Origin of the sequence: Bradyrhizobium sp. LTSP885 (genome assembly GCF_000938305.1) — a bacterium.
Classification (GTDB): Bacteria; Pseudomonadota; Alphaproteobacteria; order Rhizobiales; family Xanthobacteraceae; genus Bradyrhizobium.
Genome location: NZ_JYMT01000003.1, coordinates 173,333 through 190,545, shown reverse-complemented (window position 1 = coordinate 190,545; position 17,213 = coordinate 173,333). Strand labels below are relative to the sequence as shown.

At 61.7% G+C, this 17,213-nt stretch carries 22 protein-coding genes; 8 read left to right on the top strand and 14 right to left on the bottom strand.

Features of this window, described 5'->3' with window-relative positions:
- Nucleotides 1-311: 311 nt before the first annotated feature.
- Nucleotides 312-1,163, bottom strand: coding sequence for a DUF3108 domain-containing protein (locus UP09_RS02215; protein WP_502689023.1), 852 nt, complete (start codon nucleotides 1,161-1,163; stop codon nucleotides 312-314).
- 394 nt (nucleotides 1,164-1,557) lie between these two features.
- Between UP09_RS02215 and rpmB the strand changes: the two genes are divergently transcribed.
- Nucleotides 1,558-1,866, top strand: coding sequence for a 50S ribosomal protein L28 (gene rpmB / locus UP09_RS02210; protein ID WP_044536371.1), 309 nt, complete (start codon nucleotides 1,558-1,560; stop codon nucleotides 1,864-1,866).
- A 142-nt stretch (nucleotides 1,867-2,008) separates the two neighbouring features.
- Here the strand turns inward: rpmB and UP09_RS02205 are convergent, their stop codons facing one another.
- The 5 genes from UP09_RS02205 to UP09_RS02185 all read right to left on the bottom strand — a co-directional run bounded on the left by UP09_RS02205 (nucleotide 2,009) and on the right by UP09_RS02185 (nucleotide 4,721).
- The gene (locus UP09_RS02205) at nucleotides 2,009-2,299 is read right to left on the bottom strand and encodes a hypothetical protein (protein ID WP_044536370.1); all 291 of its coding nucleotides are present in this window, start codon (nucleotides 2,297-2,299) and stop codon (nucleotides 2,009-2,011) included.
- A 23-nt stretch (nucleotides 2,300-2,322) separates the two neighbouring features.
- Nucleotides 2,323-3,654: a hypothetical protein gene (locus UP09_RS02200; RefSeq protein WP_156164398.1), complete on the bottom strand. Its 1,332-nt coding sequence runs from the start codon at nucleotides 3,652-3,654 to the stop codon at nucleotides 2,323-2,325.
- Between the two features lie 80 nt (nucleotides 3,655-3,734).
- Nucleotides 3,735-4,268, bottom strand: a complete 534-nt coding sequence (locus tag UP09_RS02195) for a hypothetical protein (protein ID WP_044536368.1) — start codon at nucleotides 4,266-4,268, stop codon at nucleotides 3,735-3,737.
- Nucleotides 4,269-4,306: 38 nt separating this feature from the next.
- On the bottom strand, nucleotides 4,307-4,510 hold the full coding sequence (locus UP09_RS02190; protein WP_044536367.1) for a YodC family protein: 204 nt from the start codon (nucleotides 4,508-4,510) through the stop codon (nucleotides 4,307-4,309).
- Nucleotides 4,503-4,721 carry a hypothetical protein gene (locus UP09_RS02185; RefSeq protein WP_044536366.1) on the bottom strand — a complete coding sequence of 73 codons (219 nt, stop codon included), beginning with the start codon at nucleotides 4,719-4,721 and terminating at the stop codon, nucleotides 4,503-4,505. The genes UP09_RS02190 and UP09_RS02185 overlap by 8 nt, the downstream gene beginning before the upstream one ends.
- 416 nt (nucleotides 4,722-5,137) lie before the next feature.
- Between UP09_RS02185 and UP09_RS36190 the strand changes: the two genes are divergently transcribed.
- Together UP09_RS36190 and UP09_RS02175 are read left to right on the top strand one after the other, a co-directional pair.
- Nucleotides 5,138-5,770 carry a toll/interleukin-1 receptor domain-containing protein gene (locus tag UP09_RS36190; protein WP_052832920.1) on the top strand — a complete coding sequence of 211 codons (633 nt, stop codon included), beginning with the start codon at nucleotides 5,138-5,140 and terminating at the stop codon, nucleotides 5,768-5,770.
- An 83-nt stretch (nucleotides 5,771-5,853) separates the two neighbouring features.
- Nucleotides 5,854-6,180 (top strand): hypothetical protein, encoded by a 327-nt coding sequence (locus UP09_RS02175; RefSeq protein WP_044536365.1) that lies wholly within the window; start codon nucleotides 5,854-5,856, stop codon nucleotides 6,178-6,180.
- A gap of 12 nt (nucleotides 6,181-6,192) precedes the next feature.
- On the opposite strand, the gene UP09_RS02170 is transcribed toward UP09_RS02175, so the two are convergent.
- Nucleotides 6,193-6,390, bottom strand: a complete 198-nt coding sequence (locus tag UP09_RS02170) for a hypothetical protein (RefSeq protein WP_044536409.1) — start codon at nucleotides 6,388-6,390, stop codon at nucleotides 6,193-6,195.
- A 574-nt stretch (nucleotides 6,391-6,964) separates the two neighbouring features.
- On the opposite strand from UP09_RS02170, the gene UP09_RS02165 reads away from it, so the two are divergent.
- The 3 genes from UP09_RS02165 to UP09_RS38005 all read left to right on the top strand — a co-directional run bounded on the left by UP09_RS02165 (nucleotide 6,965) and on the right by UP09_RS38005 (nucleotide 7,880).
- The gene (locus UP09_RS02165) at nucleotides 6,965-7,153 is read left to right on the top strand and encodes a hypothetical protein (protein ID WP_044536364.1); all 189 of its coding nucleotides are present in this window, start codon (nucleotides 6,965-6,967) and stop codon (nucleotides 7,151-7,153) included.
- 298 nt (nucleotides 7,154-7,451) lie between these two features.
- Entirely contained in the window at nucleotides 7,452-7,613 is a 162-nt protein-coding gene (locus UP09_RS37380) for a hypothetical protein (protein ID WP_156164397.1), read from the top strand.
- Between the two features lie 36 nt (nucleotides 7,614-7,649).
- The gene (locus tag UP09_RS38005; protein ID WP_044536408.1) at nucleotides 7,650-7,880 is read left to right on the top strand and encodes a hypothetical protein; all 231 of its coding nucleotides are present in this window, start codon (nucleotides 7,650-7,652) and stop codon (nucleotides 7,878-7,880) included.
- Nucleotides 7,881-7,974: 94 nt separating this feature from the next.
- Here the strand turns inward: UP09_RS38005 and UP09_RS37370 are convergent, their stop codons facing one another.
- Nucleotides 7,975-8,124 (bottom strand): hypothetical protein, encoded by a 150-nt coding sequence (locus UP09_RS37370; RefSeq protein ID WP_156164396.1) that lies wholly within the window; start codon nucleotides 8,122-8,124, stop codon nucleotides 7,975-7,977.
- Between the two features lie 822 nt (nucleotides 8,125-8,946).
- Between UP09_RS37370 and UP09_RS02155 the strand changes: the two genes are divergently transcribed.
- Entirely contained in the window at nucleotides 8,947-9,171 is a 225-nt protein-coding gene (locus tag UP09_RS02155) for a hypothetical protein (protein ID WP_044536363.1), read from the top strand.
- Between the two features lie 52 nt (nucleotides 9,172-9,223).
- Here UP09_RS02155 and UP09_RS02150 read toward each other — a convergent pair whose 3' ends face one another.
- A complete protein-coding gene (locus UP09_RS02150; RefSeq protein WP_044536407.1) occupies nucleotides 9,224-10,186 on the bottom strand; it encodes an alpha/beta hydrolase in 963 nt (320 codons plus the stop codon).
- 66 nt (nucleotides 10,187-10,252) lie between these two features.
- Nucleotides 10,253-13,705 (bottom strand): acyl-[ACP]--phospholipid O-acyltransferase, encoded by a 3,453-nt coding sequence (locus UP09_RS02145; protein WP_044536362.1) that lies wholly within the window; start codon nucleotides 13,703-13,705, stop codon nucleotides 10,253-10,255.
- A gap of 75 nt (nucleotides 13,706-13,780) precedes the next feature.
- On the opposite strand from UP09_RS02145, the gene UP09_RS02140 reads away from it, so the two are divergent.
- Nucleotides 13,781-13,969: a hypothetical protein gene (locus UP09_RS02140; RefSeq protein WP_156164395.1), complete on the top strand. Its 189-nt coding sequence runs from the start codon at nucleotides 13,781-13,783 to the stop codon at nucleotides 13,967-13,969.
- A 36-nt stretch (nucleotides 13,970-14,005) separates the two neighbouring features.
- Here the strand turns inward: UP09_RS02140 and UP09_RS02135 are convergent, their stop codons facing one another.
- The 4 genes from UP09_RS02135 to UP09_RS02120 form a co-directional block, all read right to left on the bottom strand.
- Nucleotides 14,006-14,263 (bottom strand): hypothetical protein, encoded by a 258-nt coding sequence (locus tag UP09_RS02135; protein ID WP_044536360.1) that lies wholly within the window; start codon nucleotides 14,261-14,263, stop codon nucleotides 14,006-14,008.
- Nucleotides 14,264-14,428: 165 nt separating this feature from the next.
- Nucleotides 14,429-14,848 (bottom strand): hypothetical protein, encoded by a 420-nt coding sequence (locus UP09_RS02130; protein ID WP_044536359.1) that lies wholly within the window; start codon nucleotides 14,846-14,848, stop codon nucleotides 14,429-14,431.
- Nucleotides 14,849-14,953: 105 nt separating this feature from the next.
- A complete protein-coding gene (locus UP09_RS02125) occupies nucleotides 14,954-16,045 on the bottom strand; it encodes an LLM class flavin-dependent oxidoreductase (RefSeq protein ID WP_044536358.1) in 1,092 nt (363 codons plus the stop codon).
- Between the two features lie 27 nt (nucleotides 16,046-16,072).
- Nucleotides 16,073-17,185: an NADH:flavin oxidoreductase/NADH oxidase gene (locus tag UP09_RS02120; RefSeq protein ID WP_044536357.1), complete on the bottom strand. Its 1,113-nt coding sequence runs from the start codon at nucleotides 17,183-17,185 to the stop codon at nucleotides 16,073-16,075.
- Nucleotides 17,186-17,213: the final 28 nt, after the last annotated feature.

Genomic DNA, 17,213 nt, shown 5'->3' with positions numbered 1-17,213 from the left:
CTCCGTTTCAGGCCTGTTCCGTTCACCGCAACATCTCGCGTGGACTCCAATGCGGCGGCACTAGATCAAGTTTACGAGGGCTCCACAAGCGGCTGAGACGGGTGGCATTTTGCTAAATTCCAGAGCCGGACGAGTCGAATCAGAAGCGGGCAAGAGTCAACTGGATTCCGGTGCCGTTTGTTACATTCCCGACGCTCGCGTAGCCCGGATGAAGCGAAGCGCAATCCGGGACAAGTCGATCGGCGGATGCGCAGGCCCCGGATTTCGCTTCGCTCCATCCGGGCTACGAAGCCGTCATTCCGGGGCGATCCCTACTGCGTCTTCGCCACGCGCGGCGGCGCGGCCGTGGTGACGAACGACGTCGCTTCCAGCATCGCAGGCCCCAATGGCGTCGGGATCATCATGCGGAACGGCACCAGGATGCGGGTGCCGGCGATCGGCACGAAGGCGATCTCGATGTTGCGCTGGGCGGCGAGGTATTTGATGACCGGGCGATCCGGGATGTAGCCCGCAACAGGCACGAAATAGATCGCGCAGACCAGCGCCGGGCCGTGATAGCCGTGCTCGGCCTTGACGGTCTCGACCCGCTTGAAATCGAGCCTGAGATCGTAGCGCATGCGCCCGTCGAACACGCCGGCGCCGGTGCGGCAGACATCCGGGCTCATCAGGTCGGCATTGCCGGGGGCGCGCAGCATCGAGCCGGTCATCGGGTCGAACACGCCCTTCTTCTGCGCCTCGGTGACGGGGATGCGGTCGGCATCGACCGGCGGTTCCGGTTCGATCGCGAAATCCTTGATGGCGCCGTTGGCCAGCACCATCCGGATGGTCTCTGATTTCTTCGAGGTGGTGGTGGTCGCGGTGTAGGCGGTGGCGACCAGCACGCCGTTGACGACGCGGCCCTGCGAGGCCCCCGTGCCGGTGCCGCCGGAAAACGCCTTCAGAAGCCCGGCGGTGCCGCCCTGGGCCGAGGCCGAGAAGGTGTCGTCGCCGATTTCGATGGCCCAGGCGCCCTTGCCGACCGGGATACCGGCGAGCGTCGCCTCATACTGGGCGTCGAGCCGCCCCTGGGCGCTCGCGTTGTGCGCCCCGAACAGCAAGAAAGCGCCGGCGCAAAGGCCGAGCAGCCGCCCGAGCGGGGCCAAAAAGGCGATTGGGGTGGTCACGTACCTGACGGTCCTGCTATTCGGCGCTGCGTCGTGTCCATCTAGGCAGTCAAATCGGCCGGACAACGCGCGCGTCTTGTATGGAACCCAGAATGGCAGCCGAATACGCCCTTTATATGGTTGCTATATCTGACGTTAAGTGGCTGCAACGGCTTATGAACAGGGCGTTTTCAAGCGAAGTGGCCTTCCGGTTCGCGGTCCACGAAAACGCGTCAAGAAATAACGCCGCAGGCGCCGGGGGACGCCGGTCGAAACGGCCTAAAACCTTGACGCTCCGGCGATCTGCCCCTATACACCCGCGGTTCCTGGAAAATGGACGCGAATTCAAAACCCCCGCGCGGGCCGCGTGATCGCACGTGCCGCCTGATGCGGGGATGCAATAAGGATTTTTGAGATGTCCCGGCGCTGCGAACTGACGGCCAAGGGCCCCATGACGGGCCACAAGGTGAGCCACTCCAACATCAAGACCAAGCGGCGCTTCCTGCCGAACCTGGCCAACGTCACCTTCATCTCGGAAGCGCTCGGCCGCAACATCCGCCTGCGCGTCTCGACCAATGCGCTCAAGAGCGTCGACCACAATGGCGGCCTCGACGCCTTCCTGATCAAGTCCAAGGCCGACGTGCTCTCGCCCCGTGCGCTCGATTTCAAGCGCGCGATCGAGAAGAAGGTCGGCAAGCCGGTGTTCGTGAAGAAGGCGAGCTGAGCGCGAGTAGCTCAGCTGCGGCGCAGAAAAGCGCGGAGAGAGTTTTGAGCGGCCGGGTCGGAAGACCTGGCCGTTTTTGTTTGCGTTGAGGCAGACACAAAAGGATTGGCGGCTAGTGGGGGCATTCGCACCCCCGCCGAGTTCAGATCAGTCCCCGGGATTTCAGTCGCTCGGTGCGTGCGGCATCGCTCCGTGCCGCTTCGACCATGTCATCCCTTTCGAGCTTATATGCTTTGTTCAACTCGTTCTTTCGATTCCATAGGGCGAAGCCGTTGATCAGAAAGATTAGAGCGGCCAATGTTTCGATTTCCCAAGTGCGATCCGAGAAATAATAGTCGAGTAAGCAAGCGGCGGTGACAAGGATATTGGCCCAATAGATCATCGGCCCCTCGTGCGCGAAACTCTTCCACACTTTGTCCGTGCGGTCGCCCATGGCTTCCTCCAGCGTTCAGCCCCTTAATCGTATTTCTTGATTGCCTCGCACGCTTCCGCAATGCTTTCTTTCGCCGTTCCAGATTTCATTTCCGCCAACATCTTCGTCATAAGAGAAGCGTAGCGGCCACCCGGCTCTATGTCGGACGACTTCACTCCGGCATCTGACGCCCATCGTGCAATCTTATCCTCGTGGGATTTCGAGAACGGGCAGCTTTGCTGGAGGGATATCACGCGCGCAGCCATCATCGCAAAAGCCTTGACGGTCTGTGGAATAGTTGGGTCTTGATACCATTCTGCGAACCGCAGCGCCTCAGCGGCTTTTCTATCATCTTCGATCTTTATGTCGCGTGACGCTTGATCGGCAGCATTTGCCGCCTTGTCGGAGATTTCGAGTTGTACGGGATCGGGGCCGAAACGTCTGTAAATTGTGACGCTCCCGCCGCCGCCATCGCGAGCAAAGGCTTGGCATTCGATTTTAACGCCACGGACTTCCCGATCAGCAAGTTCGGCAGCACTTGATTTGAGCGCGTCAGTAACGCACGCCGACGTTTCCGTCGTGATTTCTGCGCGAGTGGCCCCCGTTACGAACTCGCCCCCCTTGGCGATAAGAGCCGCTATACCAGAAGGCGGTCGCGCCTTTCCTTCCCAATAAACCGCAAAGTCGGGCTTTTGCTTTGGGCCGAATGGGCAGCCATAAGTCACGCTAGCTGCTCCAACGTGGCCGATCTCGATGTTCATGCTCCTTTGCTGCCCCGTCCCGCCTCCGAGGTAAGCGGCAAGCTTCTTAGCGCCAGAGAGACAGCTTGCAGCGTTCGCCGCGTCGTCGGGAATAGTCGGCTTGGACCGGACGACCGCTTGAGTAACGTCGGTGATCAATATGGCTTTGACACTGATGTCGTCGATTAGCTTGCCAAGCTCAACCGGAGGCCGCGTCGTGGGAACAGGGTAGTCGAGTACATCGTTAATGACGAAGATATGGTTGTCCGCGGCTCGTCTTGCTATTTCGATCGCACCTGCGCCGGTCAGCATTTGTACATTCACTTCTGCGCATGGCTTGCTGCTCCGGAGCGAGACGGCATTCAAAGTCAGAAATTGAGCGGGGAGCTTGAAGCCCTCTTTAGCTTCATAGCGCCATGTTGATGGGTCCTCTAGCTTCCCAATGTTTGGCCCATCATCCTCGAAAACGGTTGTCGCCGGAATGACCAGTTCATCTGTGGGCCTAAGATGAACGTCGTTGTCTGTAAGACATATCTTTGCAATACCGGTCGACCCCACTTCTGAGTTTGGTGACGCGGCGTGCGCTGGGCTCAGCAGGACGATCGCGGCGGCAGCCGCGAGCGAAAGATGTTTCATGGTTGCGATGCTCCCGCTAGCAATCGTAGCGGAGCTCATTGAGCGCGCAAGTCCCTTCGGCAAGTGAAAAGCCCCGAAGATCATCCCGGTCTATTGCCAATCAATTGTAGGAAGGCGAGCACACCGGCAAAAGTTTTCGGGAGTGCTTGAGAAGTGACGTAAAGCCCCTCTTGCATCGATAAAAGAGCAGCTTCCTCACCTAATAGTACCCCGCGTATCTCCGCGCTTTGCGGGTCTGTGTGTTGTGCGGCGTTCCTCCTATGGAGATAGTTCTTAGTGAGGAATGCTTTTATATCTTTGCGAAGCTGATCCAGAAACGCATGTATATGATCAGGGAAGAAGAAACGCGCCTCTTCAAAGCGCAGAAACAACGCATCTAGCTCGTGCGGCATCGTATCTTGATCGCGCTTTTCGAAGGTGATCCTTATCGCTTCCCGTGCCGCCGCGTAAATTGCATATCGTTTCTCGAATAGATTATAGCGAAGCTGATCTAACGCCGTGTGCGCCTGTTGTTGTGCTGTCTGCCATTGCCGTCGGATGAAAAAGGCGGCAACGACCGCCGCGATTATGGTGGCGACTGGCCCGGCAAAGTCTTTGAAGTATGAGTAGATCATGGGCTGCTCCTGCCGGCACGGGCCGATTGCTCGCCCGATTAACCTGCGAGCAATTCTTCCAACGTTTGCGGCTTGTCGGCTTTAATCAACGCAGCACCAGGGAAGCCCTTGGATTTAATGTCTTCCCTCACAGACCACGCGCACGTGACTACGTCTTCGGGATCGATAGAAATCACGGTCATTAAATGGCCCCCGCTTGTAAGCGTCACGGTATCGCCGATCTCGAATGACGGCTTAGTCATGCCCGGCGCCTACGTTCTTTAGAGCCTGTATCGCTTTGTTGAGCGCATCCGACGCTTGCCGTAGACCATCCGCATATTTGGTTGTGACAAGGACTTCCGCACCGCCTGGCGGATGGACTCGGACCTGACGAGTGCCGAGACCTTCCCAGAGCTTATCGATATTGGCTCGCTCGCGCTCCAACTCTTCAATGATCAGGCCGTGCTTCGTCATCGACTTTACTCCCAAAATTATTGATGATGGTCACGACATTCTCGGCGTTGATGGTCGTGTGATTGATCGTCAGTTGTGTCGGCGGCTCGGACGATTTCAGTCGAGAGAGTATCCAATCTCCCAGGAATTTGAAACCCGCTGTAGCTCCCACTGTGATGACGGCCGTCCAATACTTTCGGTGTCGCTCGTGTCGAAAGCCCTCTTTGGCCGATAGCTGGCCTCGACGCCCTCACGGGTCCGCCATCTAACGGTGGACGGACGTGGAAACGACAACTATCCTTTGCAACGAGGGTGGGGGACGTATGAGATTGCAAGAGCGGAAAACCTCTACCCGATGATGATCCTTTCCGCTTCAATCGCTGTATCGTCGGACGTGTTTCTTTCAACGTCATTCTAATACTTATGGAAGTTTCGAGATGTCTGATGCGATGGTATGGAAGGCTAATCGACTAAGGGTCTTCATCTCCCACCTATCCAGCAAGCAAGCAGAAGCAGCGTCGCTTAAGGTTGCACTAGCTGAATATGGAATTGACGCGTTCGTTGCGCACGCCGATATCACCCCTACATCTCGATGGGAGAATACCATCGAAGATGCGCTTCGGACATGCCACTCGCTCGTCGCACTGTTGCATCCGGGATTTCACAAGAGCAATTGGACGGATCAAGAAGTTGGATTTGTCATGGGTCGCAACATGCCAGCATTCGCAGTCCATTTAGGCGAGGCCCCCTACGGCTTCTTAGCCAAATTTCAAGCGTTCCCCCTGAAAGGCGGCGACCTTTCAAAACTTGCTCACACTCTATTTAAAGCTTATTGCAGGCATGAGCAGACAGCGGGCCGGTTGGCGACATATACCGCACTGCGTTTTGCCGACAGCAGTACCTTCGCAGCAGCTAAATCGCGTTTTTCTCAGCTCGAAGAGGCGACCGTGTGGAACGAGAAGCTTTCGAAGATCGTGCGGGACGCAGTCCGCGACAACGGTCAGACCATGTATGTCAGAGACAAGGCACTGCGCGAAATTGCTGAATGGGATCGCGATATTTCGTCGTAGGTTCAATCTTCACCTCCCGTCCGCAGGATGGCACCGACTTGTAAGCGTGCCAAAGCGCGAGAGCGCAAATGAAGAATGAGCCCATGCCACTGACTCAAAGTTTTCGCGACACGGTGCGGTCGCGGGCCGAGCGCGAGCCTGCGTTTCGCAAGGCGCTGTTCCAGGAGGCGATGCAGGCGCTGCTGGCCGGCGAGACCGATGACGGCCGCGCGACGCTGCGGGCCTATATCAATGCGACCGTTGGGTTTGAGCGGCTGGGCGAGGTACTGGGACGCCCGCCGAAGAGCCTGATGCGGATGTTCGGGCCGGACGGCAATCCGACTGCCGACAACCTGCTCGGCGTCGTCAGGGCCTTGCAGGACGAGACCGGCGTGCAGCTGAAAATTCGCGCGGTCACCGAAGCAGCCTGATCGCGTCGTCGCTCACTTCGGCGACTGCAATCCCGGCGACGTCACCCACGCATTGACGCGCGAGGCGGTCTCGGCGCGACGCGCCATGCGGATCAGGCGGTCGCGCTCCACGCCGGGAGGCATGGCGCTGGCTTCCTCGCGCAGGCGGATCGATTCATCCGCGAGGTGCTGCTCGACGGAGCGGCGGGGATTGGAAAGGCTCATCGGCATGACGCTGCTCCATTCCAACAGAAGGCGGGAGCGCAACGGGCGTTCTCAGTCACCGATAGAGGCCAGGATATCCGCGCGGTGATGGCTGAAAGCTACACCTGCCGGGCGCGGCGTGACGGTGCACTTGTGAACACAGCGGACAAGGAAATCGGGTACGGCTAGCGCCGCGACCACCCCCGGAAGTGCACGGCCAAGGCTTTGGGGGCAGGAGAATACAAGGCCGTGCAGGCCGGCAAACCGACCCGCTGCATCAAGTCGATGCCACGGCGCTGGTTCCTCGGTGGCGACCAATTGCCGCGCGGTGTGACCATGCCCGGGTATTGTTCGCACTTTAACCTCAGCTGTCCTGAGCTGATTTTGAGCATCCTCGCTCGCCTGATCGAAAGGAAACCAGGGCTTGGCCGGCGTTCGCAGTAAGGATTGCGGCGCGGTGAATGTTCGCTCTCAGCGAGAGCGGGCCTGGCTTGAGGAATGGTGACAAGTATCTACATAAGGGCCATCGCCGCGCGCCCCATGGCCACTATCGGTGACTGAGAGTTCGGTAGCACTCCCGCCCGATCCAAGGGAGAGTCATATGCCGGAATACCGAGCTTACATCATCGGCCAAGACGGCCATTTCCACACCGCTGTTCCGCTCGAATGCGCCGATGATACCGAGGCCATGGAACAGGCAGAGCAGCTGATTGACGGCCACGACGTCGAGCTTTGGCAGCGAGACCGCAAGATAGCCAGGTTCGACCACATGCGGAAAATACAATTCTAAATGAACGTTTCGGACGCTTCCCCTTCGTAAACTACGGGGGAGGATCGCGATGACCGACCATGGCGACCGCGCAGAACACCAGCGGCGGTCCTATCGAGTTCGCGGGCCCGGCCTAAATCGTTAATTTTTTCCAAAGTGATCAAAACAGACCAGCGGCGAAGCTTCATCCGTTCCAAGCTTCCTGCATCACCGGCCCTGTAACGGCACCTGCCGGCGACTGAGAGCTCCGTCGTGCTCCCGCCTGATCGAGGCGCGCAACATGTTCCAGCCTCTATGTTCGACGTGTCGAACAACAACCATGCTGGCTCGGATTACGCACGGCGCATGGGACTTCGATATCCGCACCTTTGAATGCCCCGTGTGCACCGGCATCCATCAGGTCGTCGCCGATCTGGCCGACCCGATGAAATCCCCGAAAGCAAACGGCTGGCTTCATGGCCAATTGCAAGCCCCCAAATAGGGCCGTGATGTCGTGACCGCTGGTGGGGAGCCGCAGATGCAAGACTACCGCGCCTACGTCATAGGTTCAAAGGGCCGGATCCGACGGCGTATCGACTTCCTCTGCGACAATGACGAGGCCGCCAGGCACCGCGCCGAAAACCTGGTCAACGGTCACGACGTCGAGCTATGGCAACTCAATCGCATGGTTTGCGAATTGAAAGCCAAACGCCAAGCCCGCCTCGGCCAGAGCCGTTTCCGATCCGATGGAATCGGAACGGAGCTCTAGATTCTCGTTTTGACGCGTTTTCTTTGCGCGAACCGGTATCCACTTCGCTGGAAAACGCTCTCATGCTCCACGAGATCGACGCGTCAAGGTGACTTCAGTCCTTGTCCGCAATCTTCCCCTTGCCGCCACATGACGTGCATTTGGCGGGATAGATTTTGTGGTTCGCCTGCACCGGCTGCTTCACGGCGGGGAAACCCGTTCCCTTGCACGTCGGGCAAATATGTTCTCTGATCTTCATCGTCATGTGCCTTTCAGGCCGGGACGCTTGGGACCGACTCTCCGGCTCAGGTTTGGTCCCAGGTGGAGCAGAACAGCCCCAGCGCGGGGGCTGAGCGCTGGGGCCATCTGGGGGAACGGCGTCAGGTGCGGCCTGCGCGGCGTTCCAGTCCCAGTCGATCACATCCAGCCAGACCTGACTGGTCAATTTTGACCGTCGCCGCATTCATTCTGCGCGCCGTCTCCTGACGACGGATGACTGGCTGGCCCTGCCCGCCGGCCTCCTGAGCATGATGAGGCCAGGTTGAGTCGGTCGGACGGCAGACTGGCTGCACCTCTCCCGCTTGTCGGGGCGAGCGGCGCTCGTGTCGAACGCCGGTAGCCGCCGGCTACTTTGCATGGGGTTGTTTTCGATATTTTGGCAGTGCGCCCCTGCGGAGGCAGGCGCGAAGCAATCCATTCTATCGTGCCGCGCGTGGAGAGACGGATTGCGTCGTCGCTAGCGGCGCTCTCGCGAGACAGTTCGCTAACGTTGCTCATAATGACGGCAGGACTGCGAACTGCCGCCGTTGCAGGCACAAAAGCCGCCGCGATCCCGGTGAAGAAAACCCTAACGAAACCGGGTTGTTCACGGCATTGCGCGCGCATGAGGCGCATGCATCGGACGCGATCATTTCCAATTGTTTGTGCGCAAACGACGCAGTACACCACGCCTCCGATTCGGGAGAGGGGCCGTGAATATCACGGCCGGCACAACTCATCGTGAGGCGCGTGCGCCGCACCCTTGGGAAGAAACCGAACCGCTCCTAGATCGTATCTGCAAGACGACCCGAATAAAGGAATTAATAAAATGCAAGTTCGCGCATTCGATACGCGCGGAAGACTGGTGCCCGCACTCGCAACCGCCATTGTGGCGGTGCTGGCGACGGCCGCACTGATTCTCCTCGAATTCACCCCGCGCCACGATGTGCGCGCCGCCGGCCCCGGCATGATCACCTCAGCCGCCGCCGACCGCGCCGGCGCCACCGTGCTGCCGACGGATCCGATCACCACCGGCAGCGTGCGCGCGCGGTAAGGCAGAGTCCCTCCCCATCGTCGTCCCGGCGCAGGCCGGGACGACGAAGAATTTAGACACCCCTCTCCAACAACACCCTGAAATCCGCCCGCGCCCGCTGCGCCTCGGCGCGCGCGGCCTCCGATGTATCGCCCAAGCCGAAATAGCCGTGAATCAGGCCCTCGCCGGGATGATAGTTCACCGGCACACCGGCGGCCTGCAGCGCCTTCGCATAAGCCACACCCTCATCGCGCAGCGGATCGAACCAGGCGGTGGTGACGACGGCCGGGGCGAGACCTGCGAGCGTCTTTGCGCGCAGCGGCGAGACGCGCCAGTCGGCGCCTTGCGCCTTGTCGGCGAGATAATGCCCGGCGAACCACTCCATCGTCGCACGCGACAGGAAATAGCCTTCCGCATTCTCTTCGCGCGACGGATATTTCGCGTTCTCCGCCGCATCGGCGAAATTGCCTGTTACATCGGTGACCGGATAGACCAGCAATTGCGCGGCAAGCGTGATCCCGGCATCGCGGCACGCCAGCGCCACGGTCGCGGCAAGATTGCCACCGGCGGAATCACCGGCGACGCCGAGGCGCGACAAGTCGCCGCCGAATTCACCGATGCGCGCGATCACATCGCGCGTGGCCGCAAACGCATCCTCGAACGCGCCGGGGAAGCGTGTCTCGGGCGGCCGGCGATAGTCGACCGAGATCACCACCGCGCCGGTCTCGATCACGAGGTTGCGCGCCTGGCGGTCATGGGTCTCGAGATCGCCGGCAACCCAGCCGCCGCCATGGAAGAACACGACTGTTGGCGCCTTGCCTTGGCCGCTGCGATAGACTCGCGCCGCAAGCTTCCCGGCGCCGCCCTTCACCTCGATATTCTCGACGCGATCGACCGGCGGCGGCGGTATGGCAGCGCGCGCATCGGCCAGCGCCCGCAGCGAATCGCGCGCACTCTGCGGCGTCATGACCGCGGGATCGCGCAATGGCAGCAGCGGAATGATTTTTTCTATGACGGGATCGAGCGGCAGCGGCATCATGGTGTGCTTTCTTTGGGAGCAGTTGCCAGTCATCTGACAACAAGCTCCCGAAAAGCACAACCATCATGCGACGTGTTGCTGCAGTGACTCCGGTGCGGGCTCCTCGCCATCGGGCTCGGCCTGCGCTGCAGGCGCAGCCGCCAACTCCTTCGCCAGCGCGGTGGCGCCGACATAGTCGGTCTTGCCGGTGCCGAGCAGCGGCACCTTGTCGACGATGCGGATGTCGGCGGGCACGGCGAGTTCGGAGGCGCCGACGCTCTTGGCCTGCCGCTGCATGGCGGCGCGGTCGGCGTCCTTCTGCGTGGTCAGCAGCACGATGCGTTCGCCCTTGCGCGCGTCCGGGATCGAGACCGCGACCGACATCGCCTGCGGCCAGATTGCTGCGGCCATCGTCTCGACTGCCGACAGCGAGACCATTTCGCCGGCGATCTTGGCGAACCGCTTGGCGCGGCCCTTGATGGCAATAAAACCCTGCGCGTCGATCGCGACGATATCGCCGGTGTCATGCCAGCCGTCCACCAGCGGCTCGAGCACGCCGGGATTTTCCGCACGGAGATATCCGAGCATGACGTTGGGCCCACGCACCGAGAGGCGCCCGCCTTCCTCGATGCCGGGGACCGGATCGAGGCGGTATTCCATCAGCGGCGAGATCCGGCCGACGGTACCCTGGCGGTTCGCCATCGTCGTGTTCATCGCCAGCACCGGCGCGGTCTCGGTGACGCCGTAGCCTTCGAGGATGCGGATGCCGTAGCGCTCCATGTAGATCTGCCGGGTGCGCTCCTTGACCGCTTCCGCGCCGGCAATGACGAGCCGCAGCGTACGGAAATCATAGGCGTGCGCCGAGCGGGCGTAGCCGGTGAGGAAGGTGTCGGTGCCGAACAGGATGGTCGATCCGGTCTGATAGATCAGCTCGGGCACGATCCGGTAATGCAGCGGCGACGGATACATGAAGATCGGGATGCCGCCGAGCAGCGGCATCATCATGCCGCCGGTCAGGCCAAACGAGTGGAACACCGGCAGGACGTTGAACACCTTGTCGTTGGCATTGGCGTCGACCCGTGCGAATGCCTGCGCCGCGTTGGCGAGGATGTTGCGATGGGAGAGCACGACGCCCTTCGGCGTGCCCTCCGAGCCCGAAGTGAACAGGATGACGGCCGGATCATCAGCCTTGCGGGAGACGCGCGGCGCGATGCCGGCGCGGAAGCCAGCGATCTTGTCGGCGAGGCTGATGCCGGTGCGCACGTCCTCGAGATAGACGACACGCGCCTGCTCGGCGATAGCCGTCATCAGCTTGTCGAGCTTGCCCTTCTCGATGAACGCCTTCGAGGTCAGCACGGTCTTGACCTGCGCCGCCTTCATCGCCGACAGCACGTTGACCGGACCGGCCGAGAAATTGAGCATCGCCGGCACGCGACCGATGGTCTGCAGCGCCATGAACACGACGGCAACGCCGGCCGAGTTCGGCAACAGCACGCCGATGTTCTCACCGACAGAGGTGCCCTGCTCGAGCTTGCGGCTCAGGACCTGCGCGCCGAGGATCAGCTTGCGATAGGTCAGCTTGGTGCCAAGCGCGTCCTCGATGATCGGTTTTCCGGTGTCGCGGTCGCGATAGGCGTGGCCGAGGCCGTCGAACAGCGTCTGGTCGAGCATCGCGTTCTTGACCATGGCGTCGATCATGACGTCCTGAAGTGCTGCGCCGGCGGCGTTGCGGCGGGCCTTGCCCTTCAGCGCCTGGTCGATCGGCAATTTCACTGGCGGCAGGATCGAGATCGTCACCTTGGGAAACCAGGAGCGCTTGATCTCGCCATTCTTCAGGTAGCTGAGATGCGAGCGCTGCGCGCCCTCGATACGGACCGGCACGACGACGGCGTCGGCCTTGTCGGCGATCATCGCGGTGCCGTCATAGACCTTCATCAGCGAACCGGAGACGGTAATGCGCCCTTCCGGAAAGATCACCACCGGCTCGCCGGCGGAAACCAGCTTGATCAGGTCGCGCGCGGCCAACGGCTTGGTCGGGTCCATCGTGTAGTGCTTGATCATTTTCAGGAACGGCTTGGCCCACCACGCCTTCGAGATGCCGGTATCAACCGCGAAGCTCGCGTCGATCGGCAGCATGGCGTGCAGCAGCGGACCATCGACCAGGCTGACATGGTTCGGCGCGATCAGCATGCGCGTGCCTGCGGGCGGCAAATTCTCCATGCCGCGCACCTCGAGGCGGAACAGCGCCCGGAACAGCAGCGCGCCGAAATCACGCACGCCCTCCTTGCCCCATTTGCTCAGCACGAACCAGACGGTGCCGAAGCTCGCGATCGCAAGGCCGAAGAAGATCCAGGCGATCGGCAGTCCCGCGGCCTGCAGCAGCGCGACGAACAGCGCGCCGGCGACCATGAATCCCGCCTGCAGGATATTGCCGGCGGCGATGATCCGGGCGCGCTCGGAAGGCTGAGTCCAGGCCTGTACCGCGGCAAAGGACGGCACCACGAACAGGCCGCCGCCGAAGGCAAACAGGAAGAAGTCGATGAGCATGCGAACGCCGCCGAACGACGTCGCGAACGCGGCCGCGGTGACGTCATGGCCGAGCGAGGTGTGGCCGATCGCCCAGGCGAGATCGAGGCCGACGAGGCCCATCACGATGGCGCCGATCGGCACCAGCGCGATATTGGGTCTGATATGGCTGAGTTGCGCGGCGAACAGCGAGCCGACGGCGATGCCGATGGCAAAGACCGCAAGGCAGAGCGGGACCACATCCTCGGTGCCGCCAACGCCATCCTTGACCAGCGGGGGCAGCAGCCCCAGCACGATCGCGCCGACCATCCAGAACCAGGACACGATAATCATGCCGTCCCACAGCCGCGGTTCGGCATGGAGCGCCTTCAACAGACGCACGGTCGAGGTCCAGGGATTTTTGGTGATCGGCAGATCGGGCGCCGACGGCTGCGTCACCGGAATGCGCGACGCAAAGCCCCAGGACAGCAACGCCAGGCCGATCACGGCGGCGCAGATCCAGCCCATGTGGCTCGCCCCCGCGACGAACAGGCCGCCGGCAATGGTGCCGATCAGGATCGCCATGAAGGTCGCGCCTTCGACCAGCGCGTTGCCGGTCGCGAGTTCGGGAACCGAGAGCTGGTCGGGCAGCATGGCGTATTTCACCGGACCGAACAGGGCCGCAACGATGCCGAACAGCGCCAGCGCGATGAACAGGAGCGGGATCGAATGTGCGAAGAAGCCCGCGGCTGCAAAGCCTGCGGCGAAGATCTCGAAGAACTTGAGGCGCCGTGCCACGACGGATTTGACGTATTTGTCGGCGAGTTCGCCGCCGAGTCCCGACAGGACGAAGAACGGGAAGATGAAGATCGCGCCCGCGAGTTGAACCAGCGTCGGTCCCTGCTCGACGGTCGCGCCGTAAAGCAGCATGATGACCAGCGCATTCTTCAGCACGTTGTCGTTCAACGCCGAGCAGAACTGGGCCCAGAACAGCGGCGCGAAGCGGCGGGACGACATCAATTCCTTGATCATGACCGTTTCCTTGTGTTCGGGCGTGCGGCCCCGAAGGATCTGCAATCTCGGGTGTCGGAGGACGAGCGATGGGAAATGAGAGAGATGCCGCAGCCTTTAGTCTTCTTGGTCGCGTATCGGTTCGATCCGGCGCTGATCGTGCGCGCCGGAGCGGCGCCACCATGCCCGGCAGAAATGTACGAGACCTTTCTCAGGGCCGCGGTCGATCGATCCAGAGAGGTGCTGGCGCGGGACATGGTGAGTGCTTTGTTGAGCATTTGGTGACAATTCGGCGTGCGCATGACCGCTGCCGTCCTGACCTCAGGTCAGCTCGCTCAGGCCACCGAACAGCGAGAACCAGCCGTTGCGCAGATTGCGACGGCGGCCGATATGCGGAACCGGACGCGGCGCGCTTATGTTCGCGCGCCGCTGCTCCAGCACACCTGCGACGTCGCAGGCCCGTGCGATGCGCTCGATCGGCGCGGTCGCGAGCTCGACGATGCTGCGGCCGATGTCCGTCACGAACGCAATCGCGTCATCAACGAAGGTGGTGGTCAGTTGAAGTGCTAGGGTCTGCATGAGCGTGGCCTCCTATGCCAACTTGAGCAACGCTCAAGTTATAGAGCAAGAATGAGCGGCGCTCAAGGTAATTCTGCATGGAGTGGCAGGGAATCTTGCGCCGATCGAGCTCTCTCGCGGCCACACTCCATTTAAATTATTGAAATCACTATCAATTATCGAAACTCAGGCGCGTAGCCGCGCGATCGTGCCGGCCACGATCTGCATGGCGATGCCAAGTACCCAGCCCACCATGATCGCCGCGGTCCAGCCAATGTCGGGCTCGCTGCGCAGCACGATCACGCCGACCGAGAAGAAGGCGACCAGGGTCGCGAGGAAAGTGCCGACCGCGCTGAGGAGCTCCGCCGCATCGATCTTGCGCGTCGAGCCACCGTTGGTCGGATGAAACGCCAGCTGCGGCGTATCGATGCCGAGATAGAATCCGACAGCGCCGCCAAGCATCATGACGAGCAGGAACGCCTGCGAGGTCAGCGCCGATACGCTCGAGCCGACATGGACGGCCACGAACAGGCCGCTCCCGGCGCCGGCCATGGCAAGGCCGAGACGTTCAAGGATGTGAGCAAATTTCCGCGCGCGGGCCCGCATTCGCCGTGCCCTCATCGATCGCCCCGAAGATCAGGCTAGGCCTTTTCGCCGCGTTGCGAAAGACGCGCCATCTCACATGCCCGCGACCACGTCACGCTTTTATGGCTAGGCGATCGCGGCGTCGAGATGCTTCAGCCGCGGCAGTACGTCCTGCTTCAACAGCCGCAGCGAATTGTGCCACGCCTCGGGCCTGTGCTTGTAGTCGAAGCCGAACACCAAGAGCACACCGAAGCCGCCGACCTCGTGATAGATCTTCTCGATCTTCTCGGTGACGGTTGCCGGCGAGCCGACGATCCAGTTGTTGCGGGCGCAATATTCGACCGTGACGTCGCTGTCGGCCACGTCGGGTGACGCTTTCAAATAATCCTTGAAGCCGAAGTGCCCGAGCAGAGGCAGGAAATACTCGCCCATCATCCGGCCCATCATGTCGCCGGTCGACAGCTTCCAGGCCTCCTCATCGGTGTCGGCGACGAACACCTCACGCACCATCCGCCAGTCCTTGCGGCTCGGCTTGCGGCCGGTCTTGGCGGCACCGGCCTCGACCGAGTCCCAGTGGCTGCCGACATAGGCGGGATTGAGATTGAGGCTCATCGGGATGAAGCCGCGCTCACCGGCAAGCTTCAGCGTGTCGGAGTTCTTCGATAGTCCCGCGACGGCAATCGGCGGATGCGGCGCCTGCTTCGGCTTGATGTGCGGTTTCAGGAAATCGAACATCGTGTCCGGCTTGGTCACCGTCCAGAACTTGCCCCTGTGGGTCCACGGGCCCGGCTCGGCCCACATCTTCAGGATGATCTCGAGCGCTTCGCGCGTCATGTCACGGTTTTGGCCCGACATGCCGTCGACGTTGAACATCGCCCAGTCGCTCGGCAGGCCGCTCGCCGCGACGCCGAAATTGAGCCGGCCCTCGGAGAGGTGATCCAGCATCGCGACACGGTTGGCGAGCTCGGCAGGATGATGATACGGCAGCAGGAAACCGCCCGGCCCGATGCGGATATTTTTTGTTTGCAGTAGCGCCTGCGCGATCAACAGGTCGGGCGACGGATGCGGCTCCCAGGGCGCGGTGTGGTGCTCACCGATCCAGGCTTCCTGATAGCCGAGTTCGTCCAGCCACCGCAGCACCTGAAGGTCCCAGTCGTGGCCCTCCTTCAATCCGCACTCCGGCGGATGCGAAGGCATCGCGAAGTATCCGAGTTCCATCAGGATTCCTCTTGTCTCGTATTGAACTTACCTCGCCCCGAACGTTGTCGTGCCGAACAACGCCTTCTGCGTCGACGGCTGCGAGCGCCAATATTGCGGCGGCGCCGTCACCTCGCCGCCGAGCGTGGCGGCGGCGTGCCAGCCCCAACGCGGGTCGTAAAGCAGGCCACGGGCGAGCGCGACCATGTCGGCCTTGCCCGAAGCAACGATCTCTTCCGCCTGCTTGGCTTCCGTGATCAGGCCGACCGCCATCGTGGTGACACCGGTCGCCTCCCTCACCGCCTGTGCCGCCGGCACCTGGTAGCCCGGGCCGAGCGGGATCTTCTGCAGCGGCGAGACGCCGCCGGAGGAGACGTCCATCCAGTCGACACCGCGCTTCTTCAATTCCTTGCTGTATTCGATGGTCTGCGCGACGTCCCAGCCGCCTTCGACCCAATCGGTCGCCGAGACCCGCACGCCGACCGGCTTGCGGTCCGGAAACGCGGCGCGCACCGCGTCGAACACTTCCAGCGGATAGCGCATGCGGTTCGTCAGCGAGCCGCCATATTGATCGGTGCGCTTGTTCGCGATCGGCGACAGGAACTGGTGCAAGAGATATCCGTGCGCGCTGTGCAGCTCGAGCGCATCGATGCCGAGCCGATCGGCGCGCTTCGCAGCAGCGACAAATTCATCGCGGATCCGCTTCAGTCCGGCGTCATCAAGCGCCAGCGGCGACGCCTCGCCGTCCTTGTGCGGCACGGCCGATGGCGCCACCGTCTGCCAGCCGCCTTGCGCGACCGGGATCAATTGCCCGCCCTCCCAGGGACGCTGGCTCGACGCCTTGCGGCCGGCATGGGCGAGTTGCATCGCGACCGCCGCCTTCGAATGCTTGCGCACCGAGGCCAGGATCGGCTTCAGCGCCGCCTCATTGGCGTCGCTGTAGAGACCGAGGCAGCCCGGTGTGATGCGCCCGATGTCCTCGACATGGGTGGCCTCGATGCAGAACATCGCGGCGCCCGACAGCGCCAGCATGTTGATGTGGGTGAAGTGCCAGTCAGTGGCCGAACCGTCGACGGCCGAATACTGGCACATCGGCGAGACCGTGATGCGGTTGGCAAGTTTCAGGCCGCGCAGCTCGATCGGGGAGAACAGGGTGCTCATGCGGGGAATATCCGGACCTTAATGAAAG